12 protein-coding genes are annotated in these 17,763 nt (G+C 43.6%); 9 read left to right on the forward strand and 3 right to left on the reverse strand.

Annotation, left to right across the window (positions count from 1 at the left end; genetic code table 11):
* The first annotated feature begins 256 nt into the window (after positions 1-256).
* Positions 257-1,048, forward strand: a complete 792-nt coding sequence (locus LKD42_RS05635) for a PDDEXK family nuclease (protein ID WP_248835059.1) — start codon at positions 257-259, stop codon at positions 1,046-1,048.
* A gap of 7 nt (positions 1,049-1,055) precedes the next feature.
* Here LKD42_RS05635 and LKD42_RS05640 read toward each other — a convergent pair whose 3' ends face one another.
* Entirely contained in the window at positions 1,056-2,042 is a 987-nt protein-coding gene (locus tag LKD42_RS05640) for a DNA cytosine methyltransferase (protein ID WP_248835060.1), read from the reverse strand.
* 659 nt (positions 2,043-2,701) lie between these two features.
* Between LKD42_RS05640 and LKD42_RS05645 the strand changes: the two genes are divergently transcribed.
* From LKD42_RS05645 to LKD42_RS05655, 3 genes are all read left to right on the forward strand, one after another.
* The gene (locus LKD42_RS05645; protein WP_248835061.1) at positions 2,702-4,060 is read left to right on the forward strand and encodes an ArsB/NhaD family transporter; all 1,359 of its coding nucleotides are present in this window, start codon (positions 2,702-2,704) and stop codon (positions 4,058-4,060) included.
* A gap of 67 nt (positions 4,061-4,127) precedes the next feature.
* Positions 4,128-4,730, forward strand: a complete 603-nt coding sequence (locus LKD42_RS05650) for a cytidylate kinase-like family protein (protein WP_022117989.1) — start codon at positions 4,128-4,130, stop codon at positions 4,728-4,730.
* Between the two features lie 86 nt (positions 4,731-4,816).
* Positions 4,817-5,320 carry a PTS sugar transporter subunit IIA gene (locus LKD42_RS05655; RefSeq protein WP_248835062.1) on the forward strand — a complete coding sequence of 168 codons (504 nt, stop codon included), beginning with the start codon at positions 4,817-4,819 and terminating at the stop codon, positions 5,318-5,320.
* Positions 5,321-5,413: 93 nt separating this feature from the next.
* On the opposite strand, the gene LKD42_RS05660 is transcribed toward LKD42_RS05655, so the two are convergent.
* Both LKD42_RS05660 and LKD42_RS05665 read right to left on the reverse strand, forming a co-directional pair.
* Complete coding sequence (locus LKD42_RS05660) at positions 5,414-7,240, reverse strand: sensor histidine kinase (protein ID WP_248835063.1); 1,827 nt, start codon at positions 7,238-7,240, stop codon at positions 5,414-5,416.
* Positions 7,218-8,747 (reverse strand): response regulator transcription factor, encoded by a 1,530-nt coding sequence (locus tag LKD42_RS05665; protein WP_248835064.1) that lies wholly within the window; start codon positions 8,745-8,747, stop codon positions 7,218-7,220. Before LKD42_RS05665 ends, LKD42_RS05660 begins: the two co-directional genes overlap by 23 nt.
* A 336-nt stretch (positions 8,748-9,083) precedes the next feature.
* On the opposite strand from LKD42_RS05665, the gene LKD42_RS05670 reads away from it, so the two are divergent.
* The 5 genes from LKD42_RS05670 (at position 9,084) to hflX (ending at position 17,697) form a co-directional block, all read left to right on the forward strand.
* Entirely contained in the window at positions 9,084-13,199 is a 4,116-nt protein-coding gene (locus LKD42_RS05670) for a glycoside hydrolase family 3 C-terminal domain-containing protein (protein ID WP_248835065.1), read from the forward strand.
* A gap of 56 nt (positions 13,200-13,255) precedes the next feature.
* Complete coding sequence (locus LKD42_RS05675) at positions 13,256-13,495, forward strand: hypothetical protein (RefSeq protein ID WP_248835066.1); 240 nt, start codon at positions 13,256-13,258, stop codon at positions 13,493-13,495.
* A 261-nt stretch (positions 13,496-13,756) separates the two neighbouring features.
* Complete coding sequence (locus LKD42_RS05680) at positions 13,757-15,229, forward strand: S1C family serine protease (protein WP_248835067.1); 1,473 nt, start codon at positions 13,757-13,759, stop codon at positions 15,227-15,229.
* A 154-nt stretch (positions 15,230-15,383) separates the two neighbouring features.
* Entirely contained in the window at positions 15,384-16,427 is a 1,044-nt protein-coding gene (locus LKD42_RS05685; RefSeq protein WP_248835068.1) for a tetratricopeptide repeat protein, read from the forward strand.
* A 22-nt stretch (positions 16,428-16,449) separates the two neighbouring features.
* Complete coding sequence (hflX, locus tag LKD42_RS05690; protein ID WP_248835069.1) at positions 16,450-17,697, forward strand: GTPase HflX; 1,248 nt, start codon at positions 16,450-16,452, stop codon at positions 17,695-17,697.
* Positions 17,698-17,763 lie beyond the last annotated feature (66 nt).

A 17,763-nucleotide genomic window follows, 5' to 3' on the forward strand; every position in this document is an offset into this window, starting at 1 on the left:
TGAACGCCTGTGGAGATAGTAGGTTACGAGGTCTGCGAAGCAGGAAGCCCATTGGCTTTAGACAATGGGTAGTTCACGATATCCTTGCCAATACGATCAGCAAAAAGATCCGTGCCAGGATCCAGGTTCCAACGATGTTTTAACGTACGGGCTTCATGCATGGAAGGAAAACGGAGAACCCCACCCCGGAATCGAAGGATTCTTCAGATGCAAAGAAAAAAGTATGCCACGTATCAGGAGGCGATGATAGAAGAGTATGAATAAATGGGAAAAGTTTGAACAGGACTGTGTGGAATTTTTGAACAAAACATATGGTATGTATGCCAAATTTACGCACAAAGGCGGAGCAGATTCTGCCGTTCCGGATATTTTGGTGGAGACACGACAAGGTTTTTGCTTTTATATAGAGGCGAAACATTCCCCGGCACAGTGCGGTCAGTTTGTTTTATTACCGGACATTATGACACAGACATTTCAGTATAGCAAGCAGAATACAGACAGTATTAATTCGTCAGCACAGATGATTATAGAATATATGAATCAGAAATTCGATGACTACAGAAATGCAGGGACAGCAGGAAAAGAAATTGTGATGCCGGGCGGTCAGGAAATTTTTGCAGCCTGGATTGTAGAACATTATCGAAAAAAAGGTGTTCAATTTTTTATCACCAATGGATTTAAAATTATCCCAATCAGGCAATTTCGGGAGTGTTTTGAGATCAGTGCCACTTATCGTGTGAAAAGAAGTGGCTCAAGTGACGTTGGGAAAAAAAGGATTTCTGTTGTAAAAGATTTTCTTTTAAGACAGGATTATGAAATCCGTAATGTACAGACAGAAGGAAACAAACTGTTTATAACTTCAGATCTGCCATATCATGATCAAAGATTTATTTTAAATGAATATGAATACATGTTTTCCCAACGGGGTGAGCGGTATGAGATCAGAAAGCTTTCCAATACCTATAATGCAAACGTAATTTTTTCTGTTAAGTTAAATGAATATGCTTCGGGTCTTACGGATCAGGAATTTATTACGGCATTGATATGATCAGAAGTCAGGATTCGGAGTCTGGCAGAACCTTTCCGATCTCAATGCCGATCAGCTGCAGCACATCGATCACAACAGAATTTCCGAATTGTTTGTATGCCTGGCTGGAACTTGGGCAGAGCTTGTAAGAATCCGGAAATCCCATGATTCTGGCACATTCCCGGGGATGGAGTTTGCGTGTTCTGCCATGGATCAGGTATCCGCCTGTCTTGGCAAAAATACCGCCGCCATAGGCAGATAGGGTGATGGCAATGCCTTTTGTACTGTAGATACGTTCGCCCTGACCACCTTTGTTGACGATGCCGAGCCTTATCGGTTTGTTGCTGTAACTGGTATCGGCAATGCCGTTAAAATAAGTATCCGGTCGACTGATGTACAAATTTTCTACCAGGCTTTCATCTTCCAGAAGAAAATCCTCAACATGTTTTTTGAGTGGAAAAGCCTTTGGAAACGAGAAATCCTTTATCTTCAGATCATTTTGAAAACAGACCATATAGATACGTTCCCGGTTTTGGGGAATTCCGTAATCAACTGCATTCAGGACATCTTTAAAAAAGGTGTATCCAAGTTCCTCAAGAGTGCCTTTTACGACTTCAAGTGTATGTCCGTTATCATGCGAAGCAAAATTCTTTACATTTTCCATAAATACGATTTTTGGATGTTTCTGCCGTATAATCCGGGCAACATCAAAAAAAAGAGTTCCGCGGCTGTCCTCAAACCCACGCTGCTTGCCGCTGATAGAGAAAGCCTGACACGGAAATCCGGCACAGAGGATGTCGTGGTCAGGAATCGTATGTTCATCCACTTTGGTGATGTCCCCTTCCGGGAGGTCACCAAAATTTTCTCTATAGACATTCTGTACCGGTCTGTCCCACTCATTGGAATATACGCATGTTGCCCCAAGAGATTCCAGGGCGAGCCGGAAGCCGCCAAGGCCGGCAAAGAGGTCGATGAAAGTCATTCCCGTCAAAGTTTTTTCTGTGATCGTGATCATAAAATGTCTCCTGAAATGTTGTTACTGTATATCAGATGTGATGTAATTTCTGCCTGTATAAGCAAAAAAGCTGTATCAGTGACGAGATTCAATATCCTGTCTAATATAGCTTTTGATGGGATGTAGATGTGTAACGATTATAACACAGGGAGAGAGAATGTCAAATGTTATGTTGCTAAAACATTACATATTGAATAATAGGCGATTCTTTTTGAAATTAAAGAGATGATTAAGAGCGTGTAATATATTATATACAAAAAACAGATTTTGATAATGGAAAATGTATATGAAAAAAATAAACCATTTTCTTAAAAAAATCTATTGTCAAACACCTCAAAAAGTTGTAAAGTTGTTGCTGGAATAAAATAACATCAAAAACGGTCAAATATTATGAAAAATATGACGGAATTTGAACGCAGAGAAGCGGATTGTGAATGTCCGCTTTACTGACGATAAATTTTCGGATAAACAGCGGACATACTACAGGAGGTGAGGACATGAGCACTGTTCCAGAAAGCGAGATCTCGTGATTTCCTATATTCACAGTCAGGATGGGCAAAAGCACAGGAGACTGGCTTTTAGTATCTGATACAAACGAAAGATGATATCTGCAAAGCTTTTGGTGCGGATATCGATTATGTGAAAAAAGGAGAACACAAATGTTAGCACAAGTATTAGCAATCATCATTTTCCTTGCCATGTTCCTGCTGATCATTCTGGAGATCTGGGAAAGGCAGTGGATCACGCTGGCGTGCGGTCTTCTGACCCTGCTTCTGGTCTTTGGGCTTGGTATGCACAGCATGGGGGCGATCATGCGTACCCTGAATTTACAGAGTTTCTTTACAACCGGATTCTGGTATGCAGCAGGTGAATCCAGCGAGGCTTCTTCCGGTATCAACTGGCAGACGATCATTTTTATCGCCGGCATGATGATCATGGTAGAAGGTATGGCAAAAGTCGGTTTCTTCCGCTGGCTCTGCATGGAAATCGCAAAGATGGTAAAATATCAGGTTATTCCGATTTTTATGACGTTTATGCTGCTGTCTTTCGTACTGGCTATGTTCATCGACAGTATCACCGTTATCCTGTTTCTGGCAGCAGTTACGATCGAACTGTCACAGCTTCTGGAGTTTGATCCGGTTCCGATGATCTTATCGGAAATCTTCTGTGCCAATCTCGGAGGATCGGCAACGATGTGCGGAGATCCGCCAAACATTATCATCGGTACATCCCTGGGATATTCTTTCACCGACTTCATTACCAATACTGGTCTGATGGCAGTCGTATCCCTGGTATTTGTCGTTATCTATTTTTACTTTGCATTTAGAAAAGAACTGAAAAAGAGCGGGGCAAATAAAAAAGATCATGCTTCTTATCCAGATCCGAAGGAAGCAATCACAGACAAACGTGGATTTATCGCAAGCTGTATTATTTTCCTGTGTGCTGTCGTGCTTCTGGTATCACATGCACAGACGGGGCTGACTGTATCGACGATCGGTGTTGCTATTGCACTCATAACACTGATCGTGGCAGGTAAAGATGCAGTAGAACTTTTAAAAAAAGTAGATTATAAGACGCTGTTGTTCTTCGTCGGACTGTTTGTTGTTGTAAGCGGTCTGGAAGAAACCGGAGTCCTGAAAATTCTGGCCGGCTTTATCGGATCTGTCAGTGGAGGAAATATTGCAGTTATGATTGCTATTATCATTATCGTATCTGCAGTGGCAAGTGCCTTTATCGATAACATTCCATTCGCAGCGACCATGATCCCGGTTATCACGGATCTTGCATCCGATGTAGCCGGTGTCAACCTGACTGTTCTTGCATGGGCACTGGCGATCGGTACCGATATCGGAGGAAGTGCAACACCGATCGGTGCATCGGCGAACGTTGTAGGTATCGCAACCGCAGCAAGAGAAGGTCATATTATTAAATGGGGAAAGTATTGCAAATATATGGCTCCTGCTACTATAATAGTAGTAGCAATATCTCTGGCGATGATCTACGTCAGATATTTATGATGCCAGGGTCACGTATGACATCATTTGGCTTTAACATTATACCTATAAAAGGGGGGGGCTGAGCAAAATGGAAAAACAATTAATTATTTCAGTAGGGCGTGAGTTCGGAAGTGGCGGTCATGAAGTCGCACAGAAACTTGCTGATGATTATGGCATTGCACTGTATGACCATGACCTGTTAAAAGAGATTGCAGCAAAGAAAAATTTAAAAAGTGAAGATCTCGAAGCATATGATGAACTGAAATGGAACCGCTTTCTGTATCGTACTGTTCGCGGACTGAACAGTTCACCGGAGCAGAACGTTGCAAACCTGCAGTTTGATTTCCTGAAAGAAAAAGCAAAATCAGGAGAGTCTTTTGTGGTAGTCGGACGTTGTTCCGAGACAATCCTTCGTGAGTACGAAAGCATGGTATCCATTTTTATCCGTGGTGACAAGCCACAGAAGGCAGAGCGTATCATGAAATATTATAATATGAACGAAAAAGATGCTCTGGGCTTCATGAAAGAAAAAGATAAAAGAAGAAAACAGTATCACAACCGTTACTGCCCGATCGCCTGGGGAGATTCCAGAAACTATGATCTGGTGGTAAACAGCAGCCGTGTCGGTGTGGACGGATGCGTGGAACAGGTAAAACATTACATCGACTTAGTAAGAAAATATCACAAATAATGGATTGAGTCTTGCAACTTCTCTGCAATCTATGATATGATTTACCCTAGTAGTGTGAAAATTAATGAAACAACAGGAGGGAAATTATGTTATCATTTTTCAAGAAAAAAGCTGCAAAATCAGAAGAAGCTGCAAATGGCAAAACTATGAAAGCATACCTGACCGGAAAAGTGATTCCGATCGAGGAAGTAAACGATGGTGTTTTCTCAGCAAAGATCATGGGTGACGGTATTGCGATCATCCCGGAAAACGAAGTTCTGACTGCTCCGGCTGACGGCGAGATCACTGTTGTTATGGACGGATCTTTCCATGCAGTAGGTATGAGACTGGACAATGGAGTAGAAGTACTGCTTCACATCGGCGTAGATACGGTAGGCATGAACGGTGAAGGCTTCAAACCATATGTAACCGTTGGTGATAAAGTAAAAACAGGTGACAATCTGATCGGTTTCAGCAAATCTGCAATCGCAGCACATGGTCTGCGTGACGTGACAATGCTGATCGTTACCAACGGAGATGAGTGCCCACCGGTAAAACTGATGTCCGGTATGGACGCAGTTGCAGGTGAGACTGTAGTAGCACAGATGTAATCAAGACAGTATTACACAAAAACATAATGTTTCTAAAAAACTCCCGGCAGAGTAAATCTACTTTGCCGGGAATTTTATTGGTTGGTATCCGTTTTATTTTTTGAGCGGAATTTCAATGTGAATTTCCGTTCCCATCCCTGGTGTACTGTCAACCGAGAAACGATAATCTTGCCCATAGAGAAAGGCCAGGCGGTTATAGACGATCGCAATTCCGATATGCTCATGCTGCTTTTTCTCACTCAGTTCGGCAATCGCCTGATTTGAAAAATATTTCTGGATCGTTTCTTGCGACATGCCGATGCCATTGTCTTTCACGGATATCTGAATCCGCCCGTTTTCTTTCGAATGTGTTACCGTGATATCGATGATACCCGGAATGCTGTTTCCCATCTCATCAATATTCATTACGATTCCGTGCAGGATTGCATTTTCCACGAGCGGCTGCAGCAGGAACTTTGGTATGGACAGTGCCAGATCCTTTTCTGAGACATGATTCTGCAGCGTGATCGTGTTGTCACACAGATAATTCTGGATGATAATGTACTGCCGCAGGACATCCAGCTCATTTTCCAGGCGGTCATAGAACTGAGAACTCTTAAGCTTCAGATTGTCACGCAGGAAATTGATTAGTGCATCGTTGACCTCGACTACTTCCGAAATACGTCCGAATTCCGCCAGATGTGTGGAAGTATTTAGCGTATTATAGATAAAATGAGGATTAATGGCTGAAACCATCAGATTATACTGAAGCAGTTTCGCCTGTTCTTCCTGTGTGCGGATCTGTTCGATATTTTTTCGGATCTGCTCCGTCATAACATTGAAAGAGTGGGTCAGCTGACTGATCTCATCCTCCCTGTCATCCTCCAGAACGACCTGATAATTTCCCTGTTGCACGACAACCATCTTTTCCGATAAACGCCAAAGCCGCTTGAAGATCTGCTTCAGCAGAATGATAAACAGAAGAATGAAGACAGCGGCCAGAGCCAGAATGATGATTCGCAGCAGCATATTGTAATTCCGGAACAGACGGTTAAACACATGGTTGTCTACGAAAACAAGAAAGCGGAGCCCTTCCTGCTTATAAGAAACCAATACAGAATACATCACGCCGTTTTTGACAGTATCTCTGCTGCTGATGACCAGATGCTGATTGTCAGAAAGCATAGATTCACGGACATAGTCAAAGTCCAGGACGCTGTCGCTTAAATTCTGATAAAGTATTTCCCTGTCAATTCCAAGAAAAGCATAGTCCTCTATTCCGAGGTGCAGCAGATTTTCCCAGAGTTTTTCGATGTCCGAGAATTTTGTAAAAAGGATAGAGTAATATTTCGTCTGTGATGAGTCACTTGTTGTTCGTGAAGACACGAAACAGAAATAGCGTTCACTGTCTGCATTTGACTTTGAAGGCGAAAAAATAAAATAAGAAGAATCGCTGGAATGTTTTTGCTGATAATTCTGAAACCAGTTTTCTTGGACGAATGTTTCTGCTGCGTATTGAATGGAAGAGCCACAGAACAGTCCTTTTTCTTCAATATAAAAAGCCGGATAGCTGACAGAAGAAAAATCGTGATTCTCATCCATGGAAAAAGAAGTTTCCAGAGGCTTAAGGGCAGCCTGAATATCATTCTGAAATTCTTTTTCGGATGAATCAAAATGAATATAGCGGAAGAGGGCGTCCTGAAAATCAGAGGTCCGTATCCGAACCCGCAGAGCAGTGTTGGAGAGAGCCAGGAAATTACTCATGCGGGTTGCAGCTTTATTTACGCTTAAGGTTGTATATTCTGCCAGAAGTGGCTGCAGCATGTGGAAAGCTGTCTGTTCCACAAATGGAGTCACTGCCAGCAGAAAAAGAGTAGAACACAGCAAAATATACACTATATTTTTCAACAATAAAGATTTAATCAATGGTTTCTTTTTCAAGTGTTTTCCTCCTATATTCAAGCGGTGTCATGCCGCATACTTTTTTGAATACGTTTGAAAAATAAGACAGATTGGTATAGCCGACTTCCGGATAGATTTCAGTCAGTTTTTTATTTTTCAGGATCAGTTGCTTCGCTTTGTCGATGCGGACAGTAGTCAGCCACTTAACGACCGTCATACCTGTTTCAGCTTTCATAAGACGGTTGAGATGATCAATATTCATGCCGGTATGATCGGCAATTTCTTTTACATTCAGGCAGTCATTCAAGTAGTTGCGGCGGATATAGCGGATCGCTTCCTGCACCTGTTTCGAATAAGTGTCAAAATGATTTTCATGCATACAGGTAAAAACTTCCTGAAATTTTGTCTTAAACCAGAAAAAGATTTCTTCCGCATTTTTCCAGAGTTTCTGATCATCTTCTTTGTATAAGACAAGTGATTGATCACAGAGATCCTTTTCTTTTTGCACAAGAAAAGAAAGAAACAGATCCGAAATCTCACAAAGCAGATCGTAATCGCAGGAACTGCATATCATGTAGGCAAGATGATCGATCAGTTCGCTCGTTTTTCGGATATCAAGGCGGTTCAGCGTCTCCAGAATTTCCCCATGTTCGATGATATTTCCGGTATTTTCAGACTCGAATGGCAAAATGATACAGTCATATTTTCGAAAATATTTGCGTCTGGTGCAGGTATGGTATTTCTCGAACAGGGAAAGAGAATTGGAAATCGTTTCCCGTTCACAGATCGGGATGCCGTACATATAAAGTTTCTGCTGATAGAAAATCTGCTGACAGAGATCTTTTGCAAAGTCGGTCAGATCAACACCTGATTTTAAAAGAAGAAGATAACCGGAATCTTCCGTATGTACCCCGCAGATCATGTAAGGAGAAGCATTTGTCGGTTTTAGGATCACATCCTCACAAGGTTCTTCCTCTTGATATGGAAAATACCTTCCAAAAGCAGGCAGAATACTTGCCGGTTCCAGAAGAAGCATGGAATATCGATTTGGAAGGATCTCTTCTAATTTCGATAATGCACCGGCACTGTGTGAAGCGAGTGCAAGATGCAGCTGCCCTTCGTAATAATGCTGTCTTCGTTGTGTCCGTGATTCGAACTCCAGACGGATCCGTTCCAGTTTTTTATCAAATTTTTCCCCTTTGGTTTCATGCTTTAAGATATAGTCAAAAGCTCCAATCTCGAGGGCATCTTTTACATAATTAAAATTATCATAACTGGAAATAAAGATGATCAGCGTATCGGGAGAGACTTCGCGGATCTTGCGTGAAAGCTCAAGTCCGGACATTCCAGGCATCTGAACGTCCGTGATCACGACGTCTGGGCGATGCCTGGAAAATTCCTGCCAGCCCATAATGCCGTTATTGGCAACGGCACAGAGGGAGAAACCGCGTGCCTCCCAGTCGATCATCGTCTGAAAATATTCTCTTATAATTTTGTTGTCATCAATAATCAGCGTTTTTATCATAACCTCACTCCATAAAATCATCCGTGTTTTAAAGATGCCGCATTTTCATCTTCGTAGTAAGTTTATTATATCTTTTTGTGAGGGGTATATTCAAGAATAAAGACAAAAGAAGCATTGCAAATTTCCCGTGTAAACCCGTTTCGGAAAGGCTTTTTCTAAAAAAACAGCAAAACCAGAACCGGAAAAAGAAGAACTTCTGAAAATAGAAAAAAACCCACAGAAAAACCGGGAAAAGCACGCAGAAATGCTCAATTGAAGAGAAAAGTAAATTTTATTTATAATAAAGGCACGATACAAAGACGGATCTTCGAACTTCGGGAACCTACAAAACAAAAGGACAAGGAGGACTAAGAAAGAATGAAGAACAAAAAAGTTTTGGCATTGCTTCTTTCAGCGACGATGGCAGCGGCACCTTGCAGCAGCGTTATGGCAGCTTATACGGATGCACAGCTGGAAGCATTTGGAAACGGAGGGTACACGGATAATGAAATAGCGAACAACAAAGTTTCGCAGACGATCGCAGAACAGAGTGCGGTACTTCTGAAAAACAATGGTGCACTCCCGATCGCCACTTCAGACAAACTGAAAAATGTGGCACTTTTCGGAAATGGTGCAACCGGTACCGTAAAAGGCGGAACCGGTTCCGGTATTGTAAACCAGAGAGAACGTGACTGGATCGACACAGCAATGGAAGCTGCCGGATATAACATTACCACACCGAAAGCTTACCGTGAAGCGGTCGGAAGAGGTGTCGTAGCAACCGGATTTTCCGGAAGCAAAATGGCAAATGATGTAGAACTTACCGATGAGTGGGTTGAAGAAGCAAAACAGGACACCGATACAGCAATTTACGTATTGGCAAGAAACTGCGGAGAAGGTCGTGACCGTAAACCGGAAAAAGGTGACTATTATCTCACGGATATTGAACGTCAGAACATCGAAAAGATCGCAAAAAAATTCGAAAAAGTGATCGTAGTACTGAATACACAGGTTGTTGATGTTTCCTGGATCGATGACATCGACAATATCGATTCTGTACTTTATATCGGATTTGGAGGACAGCGTGCCGGAGCAGCCTGCGTCAATTTGCTGAACGGTACCGTAAATCCATCCGGTAAACTGAACCTTACCTGGGCAAAAGACATTTATGATTATGCTTCTTCCGATGCAGGATTTGGTTCTCTGGACGGAAACACAGCAACCGAATATTACAGCGATGGTATTTACGTTGGTTATCGTTACTTTGATACGTTTGGAAAAGATGTAGCTTATGAGTTTGGTTACGGACTTTCTTATACGGATTTTGATATCAATGTAGAAGATGTCAGCATCGATGCCGATCAGGTAGGTGTAGATGTTACGGTAACAAACACCGGTGATGTTACCGGAAAAGAAGTAGTACAGGTTTATTTCTCCGCACCGGACGGTGAGATGGAGAAAGCTTACCAGGAACTGGCAGCGTACGGAAAAACCGATGAGCTGAAACCGGGAGAAAAACAGACCCTGCATCTGACTTATGACACGGCAGATATGAGTGCTTACAGTGAAGACAAAGCAGCTTATGTTATGGAAAAAGGCGAGTACATCGTCCGTGTGGGAGACAGTTCCAGAAATACACATGTTGCAGCCGTAGGTGTGCTGGATGAGGATGTTGTTACAGAGCAGCTCTCCAATCAGCTGGAAATGGAAGACGGAGCAGAACTTGATGAACTTTCCAAAGAAGGTGCAACACCGATCACATACGATGGTGAGGCGGAAGAGATCAAAAATGCAGAAAGAATTGCCATTGATGAAGTAACTTATCAGGGAGACAACGCTTCCAAATATGATGATGAAACCGTAACAACGTATCTGTTTGTAGATGATGCAAAAGATTATACAGCAAATGACGAAGTTATTTTACAGACAAAAAAAGTGGCCGGCGTTCTGGAAAACAATACCGGAAAAGGTGGATACAAGACAACGACTTACTCTGAAAAAGTACAGGAAGTAGCAGATCTTCCGGAAGGTATGACAAAAGATACCGTCACTTTGACCGATGTACTGGAAGGTACGATCTCCATGGAACAGTTTGTAGCCAGCCTTTCCGTAGAAGAAATGGCAAAACTGGTAAATGGATCGAGCACAAAATCCGTTGGTTATATTTATGATGAAGACGGAAATATTGTTTCTTATACACATGCAATGCTTGGAAACGTAGGAAGAAGCACAACAGAGCTGTTTGCTTCCAGACATGTACCGGCACTGGCAAATTGTGACGGACCTGCCGGCATTCGTTGTGACCAGGACGGTGTTATCAGCCCAAGGATCGATGAGGATAACCGTGTGGGCGGTACTTATTTCTACAGCAAAGATGGTGTAACGATCGCAGATCAGGATGAAGAAGGAGCAGAAAAATACAATGTGCTTCCGACTGCATTCCCATCCGCAATCAACGTAGCCTGCACATGGGATACCGATCTGATGTATGCTTACGGCGAAGGTGTCGGAAAAGAACAGAAAGAATATGGTGCAACGATCTGGTTGGCACCGGGTATGAACATCGTGAAAAACCCGATGGGTGCACGTACTTTTGAATATTATTCAGAAGATCCGTATCTGACCGGTATCGCAGCAGCAAATGTTGTAAGCGGTGCACAGTCCAACCACGGTGTTGGTGTTACCGTAAAACATTTCTGGGCAAACAGCCAGGAAGATAACCGAAATGCAGAAAACAACGTGATCAGTGAAAGAACTGCACGCGAAATTTATCTGAAAGGTTTTGAAATCGGCGTGGAACTTGGGAAACCAATGTGTCTGATGACTTGCTACAACGAAAACAACGGATGGCCGGGCGGAGATTCCTATGATACCTGTACAGATATTGCACGTGGTGAGTGGGGATTCACCGGATATATCATGACCGACTGGGGCGGCGGACAGTCCTCACCTCATATTTCTATGCATGCAGGAAATGATATGATCAGCCCTGGAAAGGCTTCCAGCGTAATCACCAATTATCTGGAAGTGCGTAAACCGGAATTTACCGAGGATGGTTATGTTAAAGTAACAGAAACAAGCAGACCTTGGGGAGGCGTTATCAGAACTGAAAACTGGGGAACTTTTGTACCGAGTAAAGGCGGAAAAGTGACTTATGAAGTGCCGGTTGAAAGTTACTCTGTACTGTCAGAAGATACACTGGATGCTATCTCAAGAGGAGAAGCAAAATTCACACGCTCATCTGAAGGCAATTTCGTAACATGGTATGGATTTAATAACTGTATCGTACTTGGTGATCTGCAGAAATCCGCAGCGAATATCCTGAATGTTATGCTCTATACACAGGATATGCAGCAGCTCTGTGAAGACCTTGATATCGACTATGCAAATACAAAATATGCAAAAGCATACTCAGAAGCACAGAATGCACCGATGACAGATGGCTGGACACAGATGACCAAAGATCCGGTACAGAAAACAGAAACAAGCGAAACTGTAAAAGCAAGCCTGGATCGCCTTATCCAGCTGGTAGAATCTCTGGATTCTGAAGAATACACCGAAGAAAGCTGGAAATCCGTAGAAGAAGCACTGGCAGCAGCAAAAGAAGTACAGGCGAACGAAAATGCATCTCAGAAAGAAATGAGCGATGCAGTCAACAGCCTGATGAATGCCTTTGGAAATCTGGAATATGCAGTACAGAAACTTCATCTTGAAGTCGCAGTAGAAGCAGCAGAAGAAATCCTTGCAAATGCAAAAGATTACAACGGCAATGCAAAAGCACTGAAAGCAGCAGCAGAAGCAGGCAAACAGGTTCTGGAAAACAAAGATGCAACACAGGAAGAAGTAAATGAAGCAGCAAATGCGATCCTGAGTGAGCTGGCTGCATTAGAAGAAAAAACAGATGTTTCCTCACTGAAAAATCTGATAGAAGCAGCAAAGAAACTGCTGGACGGCAATTATACAGAGTCTTCTCTGGAAGCACTGAAAGAAGCAATCACAAATGCAGAAGATGTACTTGCAAACCCGGACAAGACAGACGCTGAGATGAGCAATGCTTATACACAGATCATCGATGCAGTTATGAACCTTCAGATGAAAGGCAACAAAGCAGCACTGCAGGCAATGATTAAAAAAGCACAGGAGATCCTGGCAGACAAAGCAGCTTATGTAGCAGCTACCATCGACGGACTGGAAGAAATCCTGGCAAAAGCAGAAACCGTAAACAACAACGACAACGCTGTTCAGGAAGAAGTAAACGCAGCAGTCAAAGAACTGACCCTGAAAGTTGCACAGGCACGCCTGATCGGTGATGTAGACGGCGACGGCAATGTAACAACAAGCGACAGTGCATTCCTCCTTCAGTACGCAGCAGAAACAATAGAACTGAGTGCAGAAGCACAGGCAAGTGCAGATGTAAACGGCGACGGTGTGGCCGATACAAATGACGCAGCAGAGATCCTGCAGTACGCCGCAGAACAGATCGCATCCTTCTAATATAAAAGCATAGTGTCTCTATAAAAATTACCTCTAAACCTAATCTAAAAAACAGCATGGCTGCAGCTTCAGGAAAACAACATCCCGGAGCTGTAGCTATTTTTATAACAAAATTCTTTTATACTGAGACACCTGAATATTTTAACAATACATTTTGCCAGAAAAGCAACCTTTCTGGAGCCATGGCTGCTTTGGTTTTAACAATGTGTTTCACCAGCGACACCGCCGTGCCCACGAAACGTTTTCTGCTTTCAGGTATTGGGTGGCTTTGTATCCCCTGGCAATGTGCAAAATGAACAATTCTCAAGCAGACACTTTTACGTGTCCTGCGGGGAATTTGTTCATTTGCACATTAAGAAAGAATACAAACATTTCCCCCACTCTGAAACCAGAAAACCAGGGCACACTTTCTTCACAAAATCACCCCAGACTCATCACATATTTACAACATTTCAAACACAAATCGCAGATATACTGTTAGACATAAAGAACAAGAACAACAAACATCAGGCTTCCGAAAAGGAAAACTGGATGAGCAAATACAGGAGGTAGTCATTATGTCAAATATGTATAACTTCGATAACAACAATTACAACAACGAGAATCACGATGGATTCAATCACTATGAATTTGATGAAAACAACAGCAACACACCGAACCACAGAAAACCAAACGCAAAGATGGTTAAATTTGCAAAGAAAGTAGGAGCAATCGCATTAAGTGCCGTTCTCTTTGGAGGCGTTGCGGCAGGATCTTATCAGGGAGTAAGTTCTCTGATCGGAACTTCTGCAAAGACGGAAACACAGGCAGCGACATCAACAAAGAGCAGTCTTCTGAAAACAACGTCAAGCACAACTTCAAAGGGGACAATGGATGTGACTGACATTGTAAAATCCGCAATGCCTTCCATCGTTTCCATCACAAGCAAATCGGTTCAGGAAGTGGAAAATTATTTTGGAATGTTCGGCGGACGTAATTCCATTCAGCAGCAGGAAGTCGAAAGTGCCGGTTCTGGTATCATCATCGGAAAGAATGACAGCGAATTGCTGATTGCCACCAATAATCATGTAATTGATGGGGCAGAGACGGTTTCGGTATCCTTTGTAGATAATGAAACTTATGAGGCAACGATCAAAGGAACCGATTCTGATAAAGACCTTGCAGTTGTAGCCGTTCCGCTTTCCAGCATCTCAAGCGATACGATGTCGAAGATTTCTGTGGCAACGATCGGTGATTCTTCCAAACTGGAAGTTGGCGAACAGGTTGTAGCCATCGGTAACGCACTTGGATATGGACAGTCCGTTACAACCGGTATTGTAAGTGCTACAAACCGTACACTGGATTCGGAAGACAGCAGTGAAGCAAGCTATGACGGTATCAGCCTGATCCAGACCGATGCAGCCATCAACCCTGGCAACAGCGGCGGTGCTCTGCTGAACATGAACGGCGAAGTTATCGGTATCAACTCCGCCAAACTGGCTTCCACCGAAGTAGAAGGTATGGGTTATGCAATTTCTATGAACGATGCATATGATACGATTGAAGAGCTGATGAATGAGACGACAAGAACAAAAGTCTCCGATGATGAGAAAGCAAGCCTTGGCATCTCCGGTACCGGTGTAAGTGATGAGGCAGCAGAAGCTTATGGCATTCCGTCCGGTGTCTTTGTGTCACAGGTAACCGAAGGCGGGGCAGCAGAGCAGGCAGGTATCACAGCAAACTCGATCATTACTGCATTTGATGGCAAATCCGTCAGCGATATCAGCGAACTGAAAAGTCGTCTGGAATACTATAAAGCAGGCGAAGAAGTAGAAGTAACCTTACAGGTACCGGATGGCAATGGTTATACGGAAAAAAACATTACCGTCACCCTCGGAAAAGCGGACAGCAGCACAAGCGGAAGCAGCCTGCAGTCCGGCAGTGACGAAAGTCAGGATCAGAACCAGGGACAGGATCCGTATAATTACGGCGGTTCCGATGACAATTCCGGAAACTATTTCCGTTTCTCAAACAGCCAGAAAAGCTTTTGAACAGAAAAAATATCTTAAAAATTTTCATACAGCCAAACTACAGATACAAAGTTTGCCCCTGACATTTTATAACGACCCTTTACAGTACGGCTTTTCAAATGCTATACTGTAGAGGGTTTTTTGACGAAAAGAAACATAGATGAGGAGTATACTTATGAAGAAAAGATTTGCGATCATTCTGACAGCGGCAGCTCTTTCCATGACCGGATGCAGTCTGCTTGGGCAGGATACTTACTATATAGATCAGGGAATGGAACAGATAAACAGCGGCAATTATGAGGAAGCACTGACCAGCTTTTCTTCCGCAGAGCAGGAAGGGAAGCATCTCGTGGAGAGTTACCGCGGCAGCGGCATGGCGTATATGGCACTTGGAGAATACGACAAGGCGGTAGAGGCGTTTGACCGTGCAGTGGATCTGACAAAAGAGAAGCAGAAAGATGTGAGGAAAGATATTCTGATGTACAAGGCAACGGCACTGTATCAGTCCGGCGATTACGAGGGGGCAGCCAAAGTCTGCGATACGATCCAGACTTTCGGGGACAGTGCAGATGCTTATTATCTTCAGGGACTGTGCTATATGGAGCTGGATGAGAAGGATAAAGCAGGTGTGGACTTTACGACTGCGGTCAAATTATCTCCGCAGGACTACGATCTGCTTCTGAATATTTATGAATGTTATGATGACAAGAATCTTTCCGCAGAGGGGGATGCTTATCTTCAGCAGGCTCTGGCGATCAACAGCGACGATTCTGAAGATATCTACCAGAAAGCGAGAATTTATTATTTTCTTGGCGATTATGACGATGCAAAGACAGAGCTGAATAAAATGGCAGACAGCATGGATGAGCGTTCGACCATGCTTCTGTGCAGAACTTATATGAAGCAGGATGACACCGCACACGCAAGGCAGCTTTATCAGCAGTACATGGACAAATACGGTGAGACACCGGAGGCATACAATGGCATGGTACTGTGTGATATTACGGATGAAAATTATGACAGTGCCCTGGAAAACATCACAAAAGGCCTGGCACTTTCAAACGACAAAGGAAAACAGGATCTGTATTTTAACGAGATTGTTGTCTATGAAAAGAAGCTGGATTTTGCGACCGCAAAAGAAAAAGCAGCAGAATATGTGAAAAATTATCCTGCGGACGAGGCGGGTATCCGGGAAAATAATTTCCTGAAGACCAGATAATTATGCAGAAGGAGGATCATTTATGCAGCCATATGACATGAAAGAACTGGAAGAGAGGGTGATCCTGGTCGGCGTTCAGGAGAGTTTTTCGGAAGATGTGGAAGAATCTCTGGATGAACTTGCAGAGCTTTGTGAGACAGCCGGGGCACTGGTGGTCGGAAGGGTGATCCAGAATCGTGAAAAGATCCACCCGGGCACCTATGTCGGAAAAGGAAAGATCGAGGAGATCGCCCTTCTGATGGAGGAACTGGGAGCGACCGGCATTGTCTGCGATGACGAGCTTTCTCCGGCACAGCTTAATAATCTGGAGAAAGAGCTGGACTGCAAAGTCATGGACCGTACGCTGATCATTCTGGATATTTTTGCGGCGAGAGCCAACACAAGCGAGGGAAATATCCAGGTTGAGCTTGCACAGCTGCGTTACCGTGCGGCAAGGCTGGTCGGACTTCGCAATTCGCTTTCCAGACTCGGAGGCGGTATCGGTACGAGAGGACCGGGTGAGAAAAAGCTGGAGATGGACAGACGACTGATCCATGCCCGCATTTCACAGCTCAAGGCAGAGCTTGCACAGGTGCAGAAGCACCGTGAGCTGATAAGGAGCAAACGAAAAAAAGACCAGATGGTGGTTGCGGCGATCGTCGGTTATACCAATGCTGGCAAGTCCACGTTGCTCAACACACTGACAGATGCCGGTGTTCTGGAGGAAGATAAGCTCTTTGCAACCCTTGATCCGACGACACGCCTTCTGGAACTGCCGGGCGGTCAGAATATTCTTCTGACGGATACGGTCGGGTTTATCCGCAAACTGCCGCATCATCTGATCGAGGCCTTTAAGAGCACGCTGGAAGAGGCAAAGTATGCGGACATCATCATCCATGTGGTGGATGCGTCCAATCCGCAGAAGGAAAAACAGATGCATGTTGTTTATGAGACATTAAAAGATCTCGGTGTGAAGGATCAGCCGATCCTGACGCTGTTCAACAAGCAGGACCGTATTGAAAACCCGGAAATTTTAAAAGACATGAAAGCGGACAAAACTTTAAAAATTTCCGCAAAAACAGGGCAGGGGCTTGATGATCTGAAGGACGAGCTGGAGAAGATATTGCGTGCCAGAAGCATCCTTTTAGAGCGTGTTTTTCCGTATGAAAAGGCCGGTCTGATCCAGATTGTACGGGCAAAAGGACAGCTTCTGGAAGAGGAGTACAGGGGCGACGGAATCTACGTAAAAGCCTTTGTTCCGACGGAAATTTATGGCAAAGTTGCATATTAAAAAGTCAGAAATCACACAAACAAAATACTATATCTTGTATGTATTTTTAAAATACAATCCAAGATA

Origin of the sequence: Hominisplanchenecus faecis, assembly GCF_020687205.1 — a bacterium.
Classification (GTDB): Bacteria; Bacillota; Clostridia; order Lachnospirales; family Lachnospiraceae; genus Hominisplanchenecus; species Hominisplanchenecus faecis.

Coding starts and splice junctions, on each gene's coding strand:
- LKD42_RS05635 (WP_248835059.1), top strand. CDS start 257: ATGAATAAATGGGAAAAGTTTGAACAGGACTGTGTGGAATTTTTGAAC.
- LKD42_RS05640 (WP_248835060.1), bottom strand. CDS start 2,042: ATGATCACGATCACAGAAAAAACTTTGACGGGAATGACTTTCATCGAC.
- LKD42_RS05645 (WP_248835061.1), top strand. CDS start 2,702: ATGTTAGCACAAGTATTAGCAATCATCATTTTCCTTGCCATGTTCCTG.
- LKD42_RS05650 (WP_022117989.1), top strand. CDS start 4,128: ATGGAAAAACAATTAATTATTTCAGTAGGGCGTGAGTTCGGAAGTGGC.
- LKD42_RS05655 (WP_248835062.1), top strand. CDS start 4,817: ATGTTATCATTTTTCAAGAAAAAAGCTGCAAAATCAGAAGAAGCTGCA.
- LKD42_RS05665 (WP_248835064.1), bottom strand. CDS start 8,747: ATGATTTTATGGAGTGAGGTTATGATAAAAACGCTGATTATTGATGAC.
- LKD42_RS05670 (WP_248835065.1), top strand. CDS start 9,084: ATGAAGAACAAAAAAGTTTTGGCATTGCTTCTTTCAGCGACGATGGCA.
- LKD42_RS05675 (WP_248835066.1), top strand. CDS start 13,256: ATGGCTGCAGCTTCAGGAAAACAACATCCCGGAGCTGTAGCTATTTTT.
- LKD42_RS05680 (WP_248835067.1), top strand. CDS start 13,757: ATGTCAAATATGTATAACTTCGATAACAACAATTACAACAACGAGAAT.
- LKD42_RS05685 (WP_248835068.1), top strand. CDS start 15,384: ATGAAGAAAAGATTTGCGATCATTCTGACAGCGGCAGCTCTTTCCATG.
- hflX (WP_248835069.1), top strand. CDS start 16,450: ATGCAGCCATATGACATGAAAGAACTGGAAGAGAGGGTGATCCTGGTC.